The organism is Pseudoflavonifractor phocaeensis, assembly GCF_016901955.1.
In the GTDB taxonomy this organism is placed as follows: domain Bacteria; phylum Bacillota; class Clostridia; order Oscillospirales; family Oscillospiraceae; genus Flavonifractor; species Flavonifractor phocaeensis_A.
In genome coordinates, this window is sequence record NZ_JACJLC010000031.1 from 1 (window position 1) to 17,005 (window position 17,005).

General features: G+C 59.0%; 13 protein-coding genes. 2 read left to right on the plus strand and 11 right to left on the minus strand.

From position 1 onward, the window contains the following. Positions 1–285: 285 nt before the first annotated feature. From H6B51_RS08725 to H6B51_RS08745, 5 genes are all read right to left on the minus strand, one after another. Positions 286–1,038, minus strand: a complete 753-nt coding sequence (locus H6B51_RS08725) for a carboxymuconolactone decarboxylase family protein (RefSeq protein WP_204883315.1) — start codon at positions 1,036–1,038, stop codon at positions 286–288. Positions 1,039–1,345: 307 nt separating this feature from the next. Next, positions 1,346–1,795, minus strand: a complete 450-nt coding sequence (locus tag H6B51_RS08730; protein ID WP_204883316.1) for a helix-turn-helix transcriptional regulator — start codon at positions 1,793–1,795, stop codon at positions 1,346–1,348. 122 nt (positions 1,796–1,917) lie between these two features. After that, entirely contained in the window at positions 1,918–2,742 is an 825-nt protein-coding gene (gene amrS, locus H6B51_RS08735; RefSeq protein ID WP_204883317.1) for an AmmeMemoRadiSam system radical SAM enzyme, read from the minus strand. Beyond that, positions 2,739–4,127, minus strand: a complete 1,389-nt coding sequence (amrA, locus tag H6B51_RS08740; RefSeq protein WP_204883318.1) for an AmmeMemoRadiSam system protein A — start codon at positions 4,125–4,127, stop codon at positions 2,739–2,741. Before amrA ends, amrS begins: the two co-directional genes overlap by 4 nt. Before the next feature lie 594 nt (positions 4,128–4,721). Further along, positions 4,722–6,638 carry a BMP family ABC transporter substrate-binding protein gene (locus tag H6B51_RS08745; protein WP_204883319.1) on the minus strand — a complete coding sequence of 639 codons (1,917 nt, stop codon included), beginning with the start codon at positions 6,636–6,638 and terminating at the stop codon, positions 4,722–4,724. A 144-nt stretch (positions 6,639–6,782) separates the two neighbouring features. Here H6B51_RS08745 and H6B51_RS08750 point away from each other — a divergent pair, with 144 nt between their 5' ends. After that, positions 6,783–7,658: an AraC family transcriptional regulator gene (locus H6B51_RS08750; protein ID WP_204883320.1), complete on the plus strand. Its 876-nt coding sequence runs from the start codon at positions 6,783–6,785 to the stop codon at positions 7,656–7,658. 36 nt (positions 7,659–7,694) lie between these two features. Here H6B51_RS08750 and H6B51_RS08755 read toward each other — a convergent pair whose 3' ends face one another. The 6 genes from H6B51_RS08755 to H6B51_RS08780 all read right to left on the minus strand — a co-directional run bounded on the left by H6B51_RS08755 (position 7,695) and on the right by H6B51_RS08780 (position 15,533). Then, on the minus strand, positions 7,695–9,881 hold the full coding sequence (locus H6B51_RS08755) for an alpha-galactosidase (RefSeq protein WP_204883321.1): 2,187 nt from the start codon (positions 9,879–9,881) through the stop codon (positions 7,695–7,697). Between the two features lie 186 nt (positions 9,882–10,067). Next, complete coding sequence (locus H6B51_RS08760; RefSeq protein WP_204883322.1) at positions 10,068–10,907, minus strand: carbohydrate ABC transporter permease; 840 nt, start codon at positions 10,905–10,907, stop codon at positions 10,068–10,070. Positions 10,908–10,922: 15 nt separating this feature from the next. Further along, a complete protein-coding gene (locus H6B51_RS08765) occupies positions 10,923–11,819 on the minus strand; it encodes a carbohydrate ABC transporter permease (protein WP_243421207.1) in 897 nt (298 codons plus the stop codon). A 15-nt stretch (positions 11,820–11,834) separates the two neighbouring features. Further along, positions 11,835–13,121 (minus strand): ABC transporter substrate-binding protein, encoded by a 1,287-nt coding sequence (locus tag H6B51_RS08770; RefSeq protein WP_204883323.1) that lies wholly within the window; start codon positions 13,119–13,121, stop codon positions 11,835–11,837. Positions 13,122–13,464: 343 nt separating this feature from the next. Then, a complete protein-coding gene (locus H6B51_RS08775; RefSeq protein ID WP_204883324.1) occupies positions 13,465–14,349 on the minus strand; it encodes a helix-turn-helix domain-containing protein in 885 nt (294 codons plus the stop codon). 83 nt (positions 14,350–14,432) lie between these two features. Continuing rightward, positions 14,433–15,533: an ABC transporter ATP-binding protein gene (locus H6B51_RS08780; RefSeq protein WP_204883325.1), complete on the minus strand. Its 1,101-nt coding sequence runs from the start codon at positions 15,531–15,533 to the stop codon at positions 14,433–14,435. Between the two features lie 289 nt (positions 15,534–15,822). Between H6B51_RS08780 and H6B51_RS08785 the strand changes: the two genes are divergently transcribed. Further along, a complete protein-coding gene (locus H6B51_RS08785) occupies positions 15,823–16,536 on the plus strand; it encodes a DUF624 domain-containing protein (protein ID WP_204883326.1) in 714 nt (237 codons plus the stop codon). The last annotated feature ends 469 nt before the right edge of the window (positions 16,537–17,005 follow it).

Below are 17,005 nucleotides of genomic sequence, written 5' to 3' on the forward strand. Positions count from 1 at the left end.
GGATGCTCTCCTATGAACCCAAGAAAAAACTCCCCGTTACCGAATTCATGAAGCTCCAGGGCCGGTTCAAGCACTGCTTCCAGCCGGGCAACGAGTGGACCCTGAAGGCCGCCCAGGACTATGTGGACGAAAAATGGGAGGCCCTGCTGGCCAAGTGCCGGGGATGACAACGCCGAAACCGGAAAATGAAAAATGGACCTACCGCGCAGTGCGGCAGGTCCATTTTATCGTATTGAGCGATAGAGATGGCCGACTTGCCTTGCAGCCCGGAAGCAGATACCAAGGTCAGCCCAGGCTGTGATAGTCCGCATCGGACACCGGTTCCAGCCACTGGCTGGAACAGTCCTCGCCCGGCACCTCCAGGGCCAGGTGGGAGAACCAGCTGTCCGCTGCCGCTCCGTGCCAGTGCTTCACCCCCGCGGGGATGTTGACTACGTCCCCAGGGTTCAGGGTCCGGGCCTCCTGGCCCCACTCCTGGTACCAGCCCCGTCCGGCTACGCAAAGCAGCACCTGTCCGCCGCCGCGGCTGGCCTGGTGGATATGCCAGTTGTTGCGGCAGCCCGGCTCAAAAGTTACGTTGTACACCCCCACCTGAGCGGTGGAGAGAGGGTGGAGGTAGCTCTGGCCCACAAAATACTGAGCAAAGCCGTCGTTGGGCCGGCCGATGGGGAACACCATCTGATTCTGGTGGGCGGTCCTGCCGTCCCCACTTTCCTCTTCGGCCCACACCTCCTTGGCCATGCGGAAGGCCGCCCAAGCCTTGGGCCAGCCGGCGTAAAAGGCGGCGTGGGTTAGGATCTCCGAAATCTCCTGGCGGGTGATGCCATTTTTCCTGGCGGTGGACAGATGGTACTGGAAGGAGCTGTCCACCAACCCCTGAGCCATCAGGGCCACTACCGTCACAAGGGAGCGGTCCCGGAGGGAAAGCTTCTCCTCCCGGCTCCATACCTGGCCGAATAGTACATCGTCGTTCAATTCCGCGAATTTGGGGGCGAACTGCCCCAGAGCGTCTCTGCCAGCAGTCTGCTTCACTGCCATATGCCATACCTCCTGCCTGTCAAACCAGGGTTTGTTTCTTTACCTAAATTGTACCACCGACAATCTACGATAGCAAATATCTATGTGGTATATCTCATAATGCTCAGGACCTATGGTTATGAACTGGGCCGGGAGGGCCTCTGGTACTTACCGCCGTACCCACTTTCCGAAGGAGATCTTTTGCAGTACAGCATCCCCAGCAGGTAGAATCCATCGGGGCAGTTGTCAGGGGCTGTCGCTGGAGATGATCCGGGAGGGCAAGGGACACCGGGCATAAAAGCGGCTCGGCCCTGGTGAGCGTCCCGGTTTACAACTGCCCCTTCCATACCCGAGCCAGGATATCCTTCAACACCAGCAGGGCGTCGGTATTATTGTAGCCGTATTCCACCCGCAGACGGGTGAGTAGCTCCTGCAAGGGGGGAGCGTAGTCGCCGATTCGCACCTTCTGATGATAGGTGGACAGCACCGGGTACTTTTTACTCCACACCTTATTCCAGTCGATCCTGGACTGAGCCTCATCGCTGACGCTGTCAATCATCTGCTGGGCCTGGGCTTCGTCAAAATCATACTCAATGAGTTCGTCCAGAGTCATGTGATAAAGCATGGCCAGTCCTTTGGACTGGCGGATATCCGGCAGGGTCTCGCCGGTCTCCCATTTGGAGATGGTCTGACGGCTGACCCCCAGCTTTTCGGCCACATTCTCCTGGGACAAACCGCTCTTTTTTCTGGCGTGATACAGACTGCTTCCCAAACTCATAGCTGTACCTCCTTGTGATCGTTCTGCCTGTCAGTATACCGCCCGGCGAGGCAAAAGACCACCAATCAAAGCCGTCAGTTTCGCCCGCTATTTTAACAAAGGCCTGAACCGGTGGGATCGTGTCAGCAGTTTCCAGTATACACATACCGCAAGTGGGTCCGGGCAACATCCGCCAGGCGGTAGACGGTTCCGACCGGGGTGGGCAGCCGGCCAGCCATGCGGTGGCGGGGAAAGAAACGGGAGACGTGTAAGGGGATATCCGGGCAGACCGAGGACAGCCAGTCGGACAGGGTCTCCATCTCTTCCGCGCTGTCGTTTTCCCCGGGTACGATCAGGGTGGTGATCTCCACATGACAGTGTTGAGCGGCAAGGGTGATAGACCGCTTCACCACCTCCAGATCTCCCCCCAGACGGCGATACCAGTCCGAGGTGAACCCCTTCAGGTCGATGTTGACACCGTCCAAATAGGGGAGCAAAGCTGTCCATGGTTCCGCCTCGATGGTGCCGTTGGTTACCAGCACGTTGACCATGCCAGCCTCATGGACCAGAACGGCGCAGTCCCGCACGTACTCGTAGCCCACCAGAGGCTCGTTGTAGGTATAGGCTATCCCGATGTTGCCCTGGTCCCGAAGGAGAAGGGCATCTTGCACCAGGGCTTCCGGGGAGCGGGAGAGGGTGGGGATATCCGCCCCCGCCGCTGCGATCTCGGCATTTTGGCAGAAAGGGCAGCGGAGGTTACAGCCAAAGCTGCCTGCCGATAGTACCACGCTGCCGGGATAAAACCGGCGCAGCGGCTTTTTTTCGATAGGATCCAGGGCGAGGGCGGTCAGCCTTCCGTAGTTGAGGGGCACAATATGCCCGCCCCGGTTGGCCCGGGCACGGCAGACTCCGGTCTGGCACTCCCCCAGCACGCAGTGGTGAAAGCACAGCTCACATTGAGCGCTCATCGGTGCCGCACCACCTTGAACCGCTGGATCTGATAGGGGTCCCCGGTGCGGATGCCCCCCTTTTGCCGGGCGATCTCCAGTTGCCGCTCAACCGTGTCCACCCCGTCCAGATCGGGCAGCAGCAGGCCGCGCCGCTGTCCGTGGCTGACGATGACGCCGTATTCCTTTGGGTCCAGCTGGCTGGGGGAGTCCACCGGCTCGGGCTCCCCCAGCACGTCCACGTTGTATTCCAGGGTATCCAGTTCGTCAGGCCTGACGGCGGGGAAGCGGGGGTCCCGGAGGCCGGCGGACACGGCGTTTTGAACGATCTCCAGGGCCACATTTTTTCGGGTGGGGGAGATGGTGCCGATACAGCCCCGCAGCTGCCCGTCCACATGGAGGGAGACAAAGGCCCCTGCCGCTTGCGTTGTCATCTCCTCCGGCAGGCCGTCGGGCAGGCCATCCAACGACTGGCCGGTGCGTACATAGGTCTCCAGGGAGAGCCGGGCCAGCCGTACCCAGGGGTCCTCAACGGCCCGGCGCTCCTTCAGCCGGTTACGCTTTGCCTGCGCACAGGGTGCGGCGAACCGACGGCTGTCATCCTTGCCGGTCACCGGAAACAGAGCCACGGCATAGCCTACGCCGAAGGTGTCCTGGTGGCTGAGCAGCTGGGGCTCTACCGCCAGTCCGTCCAGAGTCCCGGCCATGATCTGAAAAGAGCGCAGGCCGCACTCCGCTGCCCGCTCGCAGAGTGCGGGGTCCATAGTAAGAAAGCGCAAGAAATCTCCCGAGGCCATAGCCTCGGTCGCCGCCTGGTCGAACACCGGCCCCTCCGGAGCAAAACCGTAAGGACCGTCGGACTTCAGTTTATGGGAGAGATCGCCGCTGGCAACAAACACCGCCCGGCGGCCCAGGGCCTCCACCGCTTGGACAACGCACTGGCCCAGGCGGTAGTGGTCCAGGGCGGAGAAGCCGGACAGGCCCATGCGTACCATAGGACAGGTGACCCCTGCCTTGCGGAGATAGTAAAGGGGAATCAAAACGCCATGATCCAGCGAGCCGTCCCGCTGGCCCAGAGTGCCGGCCGCAAGGCCAGCCTCACTGGCTTGGCGGATGAGTTCTTCCCGAAGCGCGCGGTCATAGCGGGCCTCGATGCGCACCTGGGGCGCGCCAAAGGCGGACATGTCGCCGGAGGCTCCGGTGCCCGGAGCGATGTGAAAATAGTCCCTGTACAGGATGGTGTGGGGAGAGGCCACGATAAGCACGTCGGGATCCCACCGGGCAACGGTCTCTGCCGCGACCTCCATGGCCTGTCCGGTAGCGGAGATCTCCCGCTCCCGGCCTCTGCCTACCTCGGGCAGGAGCACTGGCGGGTGTGGGGTCAGAACAGCGCCAAGCATGGGCATACTGGACACTCCTTTCCGTTTATCTGAGTGGTGCTATTATCATGCTTCCGCCGGAAAAGCCAGGCGTTCCAGCGGGACGACACATCGACGGTTCATTCAGTAGACATCATTTTACCGCATCCGGCCAGCCCATACAAGCGTCTGAATGGTTCGATATAAAATACCCGCTACGTAACCTACAGGTTCGCAGCGGGTATTTGCGATTCTGAAAAGACAATGGGATCGTGAGAAAGCGTGAGGGATTGGTGAAGTCCCTGCTTTATACCGTATCCTCTGTGGCAGAGCTTTTCTTTGCCTCTGGGCGGGTGCGGTCAGACACGGTGGCAAGGAACTCTACCTGTTGGGATTGGTTCTTGGCCCGGATCAGCTTGGCTCTTTCCGCCGGGCGCAAGGAGGAGAGAGCTCCAAAATCGCCGCACTAGTCGCACTCCCAGCGGTTTCCCCGTACTGTGACAGGGCTGCCGCAGTGCGGGCATGGGATGTTTGTCATATAATATTCTCCTTCCGGTTCGTTCTCCGCCGGGGCTGGTATGCCGGGGCGGATTTGCCTTACGGCAGAAAGCGGCTGAAATTGGGGCCGAGGTCGACGGGGCCTCACCGCTTGTCCTTGGAGGCCGCCTCCACTCCCACCATGTCCACTGTAGCCTTGCCGGTCTCGTTCAGCTCCTCGTAGTCCGGGATAGAGCCTACAATATTCTCTGCCAGCCAGTCCATGCCTATGATTTGCTCCGGGGTCAAATCGCCCTCCAGGATCTTGCCGCCCTGGGCGTAGAGCTTGCCCCGGAAAGGGTAGTAGAGGTCTGCCTGGATGCAGTTTTGCAGCAGTTCCGCCAGTTTTCGGGTGCTGGGTGGCACCTTGTCGGTGCAGCCCAGGGCCACCACCCCCGCGGACATGCCCCAATAGTAGTTCAGGGCCTTTTCGCTCTCCTTGTACTCTGTCTGGAAGGATTTGTCCTGGATCCGCCGGAGCATAGCCTCGTAATAAGTCCCCCATTTCCACACTGGCGCTGCCAGGACCACCCGGTCCTCGCCGGAGATGAGACACAGGCCAAAGCTGGTCCAGTTCCGATCCCCCTTCCGGGTCAGATCCCGGGCGGAGATCAGGCGGATGCCTCGCTGGGTCAGCCGTTGAATGGCGGCTTCGGTCCCGCCCACGGTGGACCACTCCAGGTAGACCTTGGTGCGGGGATTCACCATCTGTACCCCCAGGGCAAAGGCATTGATTCCGGCGATCTGGCCATAAATTGGGTAATCGCACAGATAACCCACGTTGTCCACCCCGGCCAGGCTACCGGCGATGGCCCCGATGATGAATTTGGCCTCGTACATCCGGGCATAGTAGGTGCGGATGTAGCGGTGGGATTTGTTCAGAGAGCAGTTGAGAATGGTGACCCGGGGCTGTTCCACCGCCGCCCGGAGGGAGGCAGGCAACAGCCGGGGCGAAGTGGTAAAGATGACGGTGTTGCCGTCCTGGATAGCCTGCTGGATAACAGCCAGAGGATCGGCATCCAGAGCGTTGAAGTAGGGGGTGGTCCGGATGGCATCTCCAAAGACCCGCTGGACATGGAGCCGGCCCTGCTCATGGCTGTTGGTCCAGCCTGATTCCGTGGGGGTTTTGTCGTGAACAAAGGCCACCCGCAGGGCGCTCTTGTCCCCGGAGGAGAGGACCTTTGCCAAAATGCCAGGCTTCTTTTCCTCAGGAGTCAGCTTGACGTCGATCTGCTCCTCCTGCTGCTGCAATACGATCTCTTCCCAAAGGCTGGATACCACGTGGCTAATCTCAGCGGGCAGCTTGTTATGGAGGGCCTGATACCCATAGACCTGGATCACCGCCAGCATAGCGTCTCCCACCGTGGAGGACAAATGATTCCCACCGTGGGTTTCATAGGCTTGACGAAAAGCGTAATAGGCCGAGGCAAAGTCCCGTCGCTCATCCTCGGTCCAACGCTCCTCGGGGGCCTTTCCCAGCAGCTGCTGGAGCCGGAGATAGCTGCCTGGCCTGGAGAATTCCAGGTAGCTGATTCGACTGATCCGGGTAAAGTCCAGCAGTTCGTAGTAGAGCTCCACCTCACGGCTGCCGTTACGCTCGGGCAGGATCTGCGTTACGAAGGCGCTGACCATGTCGGCGCCAAAGAATTTCAGCACGCTGACCCGCTTGTTACCCTCTTGCACGTAGTAGCGGTTCATGTATTCGTACACCTTGATGGGGTCCCGGATGCCCTCCTCCACATGGGCCTGGCTGAGAGCCTGCCATTTGCCGGCGAACTCCGAGTCCTCCTCCAGCAGGGGCATGAAGTTCCGGGCGAAGGCGTTGGTCCGGAAGCCGGTGCAGGTCCCCACCACAAACTCCAGGGGGATCTGGAGCTGCCCCAGGTCTACTCCTCGATTCAGCCGGTCCCTGGACACGAAATCGTCCAGGACGGGAAGATAGGGATATTTTCCACGGGAGGTACAGGCGCGAAATTCCTTCTGGGCCTGTCGTTGTGCTTCCTTATAATAGAGCTTGGGCATAACCGCTCTCCTTTCCTGCCTTTCCTTCCGGCTAACAGCGGTGAGGCGGGCGTTTTTAAGAAATCATATACTGTTTCCCTTGGTGTTCCACGATATCTATGATATACTGACGATAAAGATCTGATACCGTCAGGGGGAAATCCTATGGGTGAATTCTCTTTTTCCATCTTTCCAAATGAGAATTTTCTGGATCTGCGCATGTTTCAACACGGCTATGAGCAGTGCCAGCCCCTGCAATCCTTTGGACCCTTTATCCGGAACCACTATCTTTTCCACTATGTTATCTCCGGTCGGGGCTCCCTGGATTCCACGGAAGAGGACGGCGTCACTACCCGGAGGTATGAATTGCAGGCGGGACAGGGATTCCTCATCTGTCCTGGGCTCATCAACACCTATTTTGCCGACGAGCGCGATCCCTGGAAGTATGTGTGGATCGAATTTGACGGTCTCCATGCCTCAGAGTCTCTGCGGTATGCCGGGCTCACCGCCGCCCAGCCCATTTATCGGGCGGACAGCATGGCCCAGAGCACCGAGGTCCGGGACCTGATGCTCTACATCGCGGAGCACCCTAATGCCTCTGCGCTCCACCTGATCGGCTATCTGTATCTGTTTGTGGACGCCCTGGTGCGTTCATCCTCCACCCGGCTCAGCGCCCAGGGGAACCAGCTCAAGGACTTCTACATCCAGGAGGCGGTCAATTATATCGAGCAGAACTACCAGCGCAATCTGACGGTGGAGGAGGTGGCTGACGCTTGCCGGCTCAACCGCAGCTATTTTAGCAAACTGTTTAAGGAAAACATGGGGTGTCCCCCCCAGGAGTTCCTGATCGGCGTACGGCTGGCCAAGGCCACCGAGCTGATGAGCAGCAGCAGTGCCCCCATCAGCGAGATTGCGGTGCGGTGCGGCTATTCCAACCAGTTCCACTTCTCCCGCGCCTTCAAAAAACGCTACGGGCTGCCGCCCCAGAAGTGGCGGGCTCAGAACAAGAAACGATCTTTGATACAGAGTGAAAAGAGATAAAGGGCTGGCCACAGAATATGCGGCCAGCCCTTTCTGTTATTCCGCCTTCAGTAAGAGTCGGAGACATTGATATTCTCCTAGTATGGGGAGAGGATAACCGGCCTGCATCAAAACGTCGCCGGGCCACAGCATGTCGTCACCGGTCAGGCGATACCGCAGCCCGGGCTCCAGGCCCCGCAGCCGGAGGCGCCGGAAGGGCGGACCGGCGTGGGTCTGACCGGATACCACACATAAAAGTGCGGTCCGCTTGTCAGGAGACACGTGGGCCCAAGCGGTGGGCGCCCCGTCGGCGGAGGGAGCGGTCAGCCGGAAATAGTCGCCTTTCTGTACCAGGTCATAGCTCTCCTGGTAGTCCCGGATCTGCCGGGCCACCAGCGCCTTCTCCTGATCAGACAGCTTACTCAGATCCATCTCGTAGCCAAAGGAACCGGACAGGGCTACGGTTCCCCGGGTCTCCAGAGGCACGCTCCGACCGGTCTGCTCATTGGGCACAGCGGAAACGTGGGCCCCCATGGTGAAGGGGGGATAGGCGAAGGAGGTGCCGTACTGGATGGAGAGCCGGTCGATGGCGTCGGTGTTGTCACTACACCAGATCTGGGGGGTGTAGTACAGCATACCCATATCGAACCGCCCGCCGCCGCCGGAGCAACCCTCGATGAGAGTGTTGGGATTTGCCTGGCGGAACCGCTCCAGCAGGTCATAGACTCCCAGCACATAGCGGTGGTAAACCTCGCCCTGGCGCTCCGTAGGAAGGGCGGCGGACCAGACCTGAGTAAGGGCCCGGTTCATATCCCACTTCAGATAGGAGATCTCGGCGCTGTCCAGCAGGGCCTGCAGGGCCTGGAACACATAGTCCCGCACCTCGGCCCGGGTGAAGTCCAGCACCAGCTGGAACCGGCCCCGGGTATAGGGACGGCCCGGCGGGTTAAGGACCCAGTCGGGGTGATCCTGATAGAGCTGGCTATCCTCGGATACCATCTCCGGTTCGATCCACAGGCCCAGCTCCAGGCCAAGGGCCTTGATCTCCGCCGACAGGCCGGAAAGGCCGCCGGGGAGTTTTTTTTCATTGGCCCACCAGTCTCCCAGACTGCTGGAGTCGTTGTCCCGGTGGCCAAACCAGCCGTCGTCCAGGACAAACATCTCGATACCCAGACTGGCGGCCTCCTTGGCAAACTGGAGCAGCCGCTGGTGGTCGTAGTCGAAATAGAAGGCCTCCCAGCTGTTGATCTGAACAGGCTTACGCCGGTTCTGCCACACGTCCCGGACCAGGTGGGTCCGGATGGCCTTGTGGAACTGACGGCTCATCTGACTGAAGCCGTTGGGAGAGCAGACCAGAGCGGCCTCTGGGGTGGTAAAGCTCTGACCGGGTTCCAGCAGCCAACAGAAGTGGAAGGGGTGGATGCCCAGGGTGAGCCGGGCATCCTCAAACTGGCTACGCTCCACGGCAGCTTCAAAGTTGCCGCTGTACAACAGAGCGGCGCCGTAGCAGGTCCCGTGCTCCTCGTCGGCCCCCGGCTGGCACAGCATCACGAAGGGGTTGTGCTGGTGGCTGGAGATGCCCCGGATGCTACCCACCGACTGCACGCCGGAGCGCAGCCGGGTGCGGTTGAGCCCCCGCTCCTTCACATGACCGCCGTCAAAGGTAATGAAATCCAGATCGGCGCCCTGGAAGTCCAGACACAGGGATGCGGCCCGGCGGATGCGGACCGGAGCGTCCCCGCGGTTTTCGATGCGTACCGCTCGGGTGATGAGGTCGCAGGCCTCAAGCACGCCGTAGAGCAGGTCCACCCGTACATGGGAGGTAGCGTCCTCCATGGTGATGATCAGGGTTTCGGCTTCCTCCTGAGGGGCGTAAAAGGCAGGAAGCCCCTCCAGGTTATATTTGCCCTTTTCCACCCGGGCCTCTACATACCGCAGGTCGGCCACCCAGCTGCCGTCGGAAAGCTCCAGCTCCAGAGAGGGCAGGCGGAAGTCGCCGGCTCCCGAGCCGGAATACTCCTGGGGCAGGGTGTCCAGGGAATAGGTGCGGTCGTTTCCTACCTCGGCGGGGTTGGGGGAAAAGCCCCGGTCGGCAAACCGGATCAGCGGGGATAGATCGCAGTCGCTGATTCTGGGGCCGTAGTAGAGATGGAGCAGGACGCCGTTGGGGTCTGCCTTCATCTGATAAGTGCTGTTTCGGGTGTGCAGGGTAAAGATGTTCTTTTCAGTATCTTGGAAAATCATAAAAGACTCCTCGCAAAGAAAAATCTATTGTGTTCCCCAAAGGGGGAGGTATGCAGCACAATCATTCTAAGCGATATTCAAGCCAGATTCAATAGCCGACCGGAGATTTTGTAAAAACGCGACAGCCCCGGCAGGCAGGTCAGAAACCAGTGCAGAGGCTGTCGCCATAAGAGGGGAGTAAACGGATTATTTTCCTCCGGTGTTGGCGATTCCTTCGATAAACTGGCGTTGGAAAATCATGTACAGGATCACCATAGGCAGCATGGCAAGCAGGCTGCCGGCCATCAGAACAGGGAAGTTGGTGGAGAACTGGCCGCGCAGGGTGGCAAGTCCGGAGGACAGGGTCATCATATTCAGGTCGGAGTTGACCACCAGAGGCCACATCAGATCGCCGTAAGCGAATACGGCGGTAAAGATGGTCAGGGCAGCCACGGAGGTGCCGGTCAAGGGGAACATGACCTTGACGAAGGTCTCAAATTGGTTGCACCCGTCCAGACAGGCGGCCTCGCCGATCTCGGTGGGGATGCCCATATAGGTCTGCCGCAGGAAGAAGGTGCCGAAGGCGGACACGATGCCGGGGAACACCAGGGCGAAAATGCTGTTGGCCATGCCCAGCTTGGCCACCATCTGGTACTGGGGCAGGATGAAGATCTGAGAGGGCAGGGACATCTGCACCAGGATCAGACCGAAGAGGATGTTCTTTCCCTTGAAGTGCAGCTTGGCGAAGGCATAGCCCGCCATGGAGCTGAACACCACGGCGCAGATCACCCGGAACAGGATCATCAGGGCGGTGTTCACATACATGTTGACGAAGGGCAGGGACGCAATGGCGTCCACAAAGTTGCTCAGGTTCCACTGGGACGGGAAGATCACCGGGGGGATCTGCATGCTTTCGGTCTGGGTCTTGAAGCTGGTCAGGATCATCCACACGAAGGGGAAGATCATGATGATGGCGCCCAGGATCAGGAACACGTAGGTAAGCGCGGTGGTCAGTTGCTTTGAGCGTTGCAAAGAGCTGCGTTTCATTCCTGTTCCCCTCCTTTACACATCATAATTGACCCACTTCTTCTGGCCAACGAACTGGATGACAGTGATAATGCCGATAATGGCAACGGTCCACACTACGATGGCGGCACCGGAGCCGCGGCTGCCGGCCACGAAGGTCTCCCGGTAGAATAGGTACATCAGGCTTTGTACCGACGTCAATGCCGGGTTGGTATCCTCCACCATCATATAGATCAGGTCGTAGACCTTGATGGAAGACATGAGCCGCATGATCATGACCACGAAGAGGGTGGGGGAGACCATGGGCAGGGTGATCTGCAGGAATTGGTTGACTTTGCTGGTGCCGTCGATCTCGGCGGCCTCATAGTAGCTCTTGGAGATGTTTTGCAGGCCGGCCAGCAGCAGCACGGCGTCGTAGCCGATGTTGCTCCAGATGGCCACGATAGCGCAGGCGATCATGACGAACTTGGAGTCGGTAATCCAGTTGATGTGGGTGCCAAAAATCTGGTTGAGGATACCGTAGTCGCTGTTGAAGATCCAGCGCCACACCATGGTCACGGCGGCGGGAGCGCACACCATGGGCAGGAAGAAGATGGTGCGGAACGCGCCCTTGCCGCGGATCTTGGCGTTGAGCAGCATGGCCACCAGCAGGGACAAGAACAGTCCCACGGGCACGGTGAGAATACAGAACAGGATGGTATTCCAGGTGGCCCGCCAGACCTCCGGGTTCTGGAACATTTCCACATAGTTGTCTATACCGATAAACTTATAGTTGCCGAAGCCCAGGTGCTCACAGAAGCTGGTGTAGATGGTCTGGATGAATGGCCACAGGTTGAGCACGACCAGGCCGATGATGGTAGGGGCGATCATCAGATAGCCCCAATTCTGTTCCCGCCGGGCGGCGGCGGACAGCCTCATTGCCTTTTTTCCCATATCTCGCCCCTCCTATCAGGAATCGGCCAGCTTTTTGGCGGTCTCGGTGTTGATCAGGTTCTGGATGTTGTCCAGACCGGTGTCAATGTCCACCGAGCCGTTGTAGATGCTGGTCATGATGTCCACCACGCCGCTCTTCCACTTGGGTCGGGCGGAGTTGTTGACGTACTGCACGCAGTAGTCAAACTGGCTCATAATGGCCCCATCCAGGTCCAGCTGATAGTCAAACTGGTCGAAAGCGCTGATCCAGGTATCCTCCAGTCCCTCATAAGCGGGGATGGCGGCGCCGGACTCGCCCTGGATGCGCTGGGCCTCCTCATCGGCGAAGTACTTCAGCACGTCCAGGCAGATCTCCAGGTTCTTGCCGTGGGCGCCGGTGGCGTAGGTCAGGCCGTTGGAGATGGTGGCCCGGCCGTCACCCTCCACGGGGTCGGGCGCGGCGGGCAGCACCGCCACGTCCCACTTGCCCACCATGTCGGGGTAGTTGCTCATCTGAGCCAGAAGGTTCCAGCTGCCTTCCAGGAACATGGCGCCCTTGCCGGAGAAGAAGGCAGTGCCGGGGGTGGTCTCGGCAAAGTAGGCCTGGTCAGGACACCAGTCGTAGCTTTGCAGGTTTACGTAATACTTAACGGCCTCCCGGGTGGCCTCCAGGTCGAAGCCCCCCTTGGTCTTGTCCTCGGTGAGGATGCAGCCGCCGTTCTGATAGACGAAGTTGTGGTAGCCCAGCTGCTCGTCGTTGTAGGCCATGTAGCCGTAGTTGCCGGTGGCGTCGTAGATGGCCTGGGAAGCGGTCTCCAGGTCGGTCCAGGTCCAGGTCTCGTCGGGGTAGGCGATCCCGGCGGCGTCAAACATCTCCTTATTATAGATCAGGCAGATGTTGTCCTTGTCCTTGGGCACGCCGTACATCCGGCCGTCGGTACCCTGGGCGTTGCTGATGGAGATATCACTGTAGTGCTCCTCGTAGGGGAACAGGTCGGTGACGTCGGCCAGCATTCCGAACTCGGAGTAATACAGGATCTGGTCGGTGTGCATCCAGAACAGGTCGGGCAGGGTATTGCTCTCCGCCGCGGCCTCCAGCTTGGTCCAGTATTCGCTCCAGCTGGTGACCTGGACCTCGATCACCACATCGGGATTCACGTTGGCAGTGTAAGCATCGCACATGGCCTGCATGCCGTCCCGCTGTCCCACGTCCCAGATCTGGAAGGTCAGATGGGTCTTTCCATCCGACGAACCACACCCGGCAAGGGAGACGATCAGCACCGCCGCCAGCAGCAGCGCCAACATGCGTGGTACTCTTTTCATGACATCTCTCCTCCTTTTTACTCTTTTATCCTTACAACAGCACCAAAAAGGTGCCGTAAAATTGTTACCATCATATAATGAAATGGTAAAACTGTACATGGAAGTGTACCGTCTAAATATACCAAGATACAGCATAATGCGCCTTGCGTGCATATTATGCGACAAAATGGTATATTTTAAATATTTTTGTGAAATAAATAATTATAACGACGTTAAAATTGTGCAATATAACGAAACTAAACCGGGAGTACACCTGTAAAAAGGAGAAATTCTCTCGAAACGCAAGGCAAATGAATTTCCAAACTCAGAAATTCAATATATCATAATGTGCTGTGAGATCCTTTTACCACAGGAAGGGATCCCGCCGGACGGGACGCTTACGCTCCTCACGGGGCAGGGTCTCCACATACTCTCCGGGGGACATGCCGGTCTCCCGGCGGAATACCTTGGCAAAATAATTGGCGCTGGCAAAGCCCGCGGCTTCTGCAACGTAGGTGATGGAGGGATCTTCCCCTTGGAGTAGCAGCTTGGCGTACTCCACCCGCAGATGGGTGATATATCGCCCGGGGGAAACTCCGGTCTTTTTTTTGAAGGTCCTGATCAGGTGGGCCTTGGATACCTCCAGCCGGTCGGCCAGCTCGTCCAAGCCCTCCAGGAAGGGGAACTCCTCCTGTATGATGCCCACGGCGGCTTCCACCAGGGTGGAAAGGGAGCCCTCTTGCCCATACTCCGGGGCGGTAGGGGAACTGATGAGGTTGGCCAACATAGTGTAGGCGTAAGCGGATGCTGTGGCGCCTCCGGCCGGGGCGCCTTCGTCCTCCAGCACGAAGAGGGAACGGGCCACCTCCCGTACCGCTACTGCCCCTCTGGGGAAGAAGGCCGCGCCGTTGGTAAGACGGTCCGCCAGCAGTCGGCCGGGCAGCTCCCCCTGAAGCTGGAGCAGGATACACTGGCTGTCGCCCACCGACTGTAAGGTGAAGGCTCCGCACTGCCAAAGGGCCAGAGCCTGGCCAGGGGCCAGTACGTCGCTCTGGGCGTAAGAGGCCACGGTTACTGTACCCTGGACCGCACCCACCAGCCAGCATTGCAGATCGCCGGCGTAGCCCTCCCAGGAGCCGCCGGAGGGCAGGGGAAGCATCCGGGCGGAGGTGAGGACCAGCAGGCCTTCCATTGCCTGGCCGGGGGGAGCGGGGCGAACCTCGCGGGCTTTATCTAAAGGGGAGATCATAACGTATTCCTCCAAAAAGAGGGACAGGAGCGGGTGAAATGCCCCCTCCTGTCCCTGCGGTCCACCGGCAAGGTATTCTTCGCTCAGTGGGCAATGGCCATCTCCGTCTCCTTGTCAAAGAGATGGATCTTCTCATTTTTGAAGCTGAGGATGGCGGTGTCGCCCTCTCTGCCCTTGAAGGTGGGTTCGGTGCGGATGACGATCCGGTTACCCTGACAGTCCACGTGGAGGCTGATCTCCGCGCCCATCAGCTCGGCGATTTCCACGGTGGAGGTCATGCCGTCGGCAGGGCCCTGGCCGGCATCGGCGGCAATCACATCCTCGGGGCGGATGCCCAGCACCACAGTCTTTCCAGCGTAGGGAGCCACAGCCTCGTTCATACGGGCGGGCAGATCCACGGTGCTGCCGCACACCTGGACCGCAAAGCCGTTGCCCTGCTTGACTACCGTGGCATCCAGGAAGTTCATCTGGGGGGAGCCGATGAAGCCGGCCACAAACAGGTTACAGGGGTAGTCGTACAGCACCTGGGGAGCGTCGTTCTGCTGGATGATGCCCTCCTTCATAACCACGATACGGTCGCCCATGGTCATAGCCTCGGTCTGGTCGTGGGTGACGTACACAAAGGTGGTCTGAAGGCGTTTGTGCAGGCGGCTGATCTCGGCCCGCATGGCGGTGCGGAGCTTGGCGTCCAGGTTGGACAGAGGCTCGTCCAGCAGGAAGACGGCGGGGTTACGCACCATGGCCCGGCCCAGAGAGACGCGCTGCCGCTGGCCGCCGGAAAGGGCCTTGGGCTTGCGGTTGAGCAGCTGCTCCAGATCCAAGGCCCGGGCGGCCTCGTGGACCCGGCGGTCGATCTCATCCTTGGGCACCTTCTGCTGGATCAGGCCGAAAGCAATGTTCTTATATACGGTCATGTGGGGGTAGAGGGCGTAGTTCTGGAACACCATGGCGATGTCCCGGTCCTTAGGCGCCACGTCGTTGACCAGCCGGTCGTTGATGTACAGCTCGCCGCTGGTGATGTCCTCCAGACCGGCGATCATCCGCAGGGTAGTAGACTTGCCGCAGCCGGAGGGGCCTACCAGAATGACGAATTCCTTGTCCTGGATCTCCAGGTTCAGGTCGGGTACCACGGTCACATTGCCGGGGTAGGTCTTGTTGACGTGCCGGAAAGAAATGCTAGCCATATTCCATAACCTCCATATCGTTGATCAAGCGGGTAAAATATTGATGCTTTTGCGCCGCCAGATAAACGGACAGCGCCGGGACCGATCTCTTCGGCACCAAGAATAGCATGGTAAGCCTTTCCGTGCAACAGTAATTTGTTGATTGTATAGGTAAAAAGATGATTGATCCGCATCTCTGATGGGGTATATCAATAAATTACCTATACCATCAGTTTATTGCTATTGAATTGCTCTGCCTGGTGTGATATGGTCACAATAATAATGTTGTGGACGAAAGAGAGGGATCCATTTGTTTTTCCACAAAGACTATAATGTTCCCGGGCCGGGGATTCGTCCGGACGAGCCGGAAAAGACCGGCCCTGCCCGGCTGTTGCAAATCATTCAACTGGAAGTGGGTTCTATTTTTCTGCTCAATCTTCTGTTTGTGGCCTGCTGTATTCCGGTGGTCACCATTCCGCCGGCAATTTTTGCCATGAACCAGGTGATCCGAAAGATGATGCTGGACAAACCGGTGCTGTGCTTTTACGACTACCGTACCGCCTTCCGTACCTTCTGGAAGCAATCCTACGCGGCCTTTTTCCTCACTGCGGTGCCTATGGCGGCCTCTGGCTTTGGCGTCTGGTTCTATCTCATCCGGGCAGCTGAAAACCCGGTGATGTATCTGCCCTTCCTGGTCTGTTCCACCATTTTTCTGGTGACCCTTCTGTCCTCCGGCTGCCTGTATGGCGCTTTGGGGGCGGGGCTTCCTCTGCGGTCGGCTCTGAGTCTGGCTCTGGCTTTGGGGCTAGGCAAGCCCCTGCGGCCCATCGTGGCGGCAGTCCTGGGATACGGCCTGCTGGCGTTCGGCATCCTGGAGCTGCCCATTAGCCTGATCTACGTCCTTGCGCTGGGATTTTCTGTTCCCTGCCTGCTGTCAAACTTTTTCCTGCGGACCCTGTTGCGGGATCACTGCCCCATGCCGGAGCGAGAACCCTGGGAGGAGGATTCCGAGCCGGAGACATGATTATGTTGGGTGTTATCTTTGGAGAAACGGGTAATGTGGCAGAACAGCCAGAGCGATCTTTTGGAGCTGGCAAAATCGAAAAACGGCCGCCCATGGGCGGCCGTTTTTCGATGGGATGGGATACTGGGCGCTGCTATAGTCATATACCAGCAGCACTCTGTCCGGCGGCAGAAAGGGTGTGTACTGAACTGGTACCTCATAAGTGAGCAGAACAGGTCAAAAGCAACACGTACCAGCACAAAGAAAGACGGGGCCGGTGGCAGGCTTCGGGGAAATGCCCCTGAAAAAAGACCGGCTTCCCCATTATAGAATCCAATTGCAGGGAGGATGATCTGCTCTGGAGTGATACCAGCGCGCCCTTGGCGGCGGCGATGTCCGGGCTGAGACCGGTGCTCTCGGACAGGGGGAAGGCTACCGGTAGCATAGCGGTGAGGGTACCCATGGGGGTGCCGACGCAGGTAGGGATCAT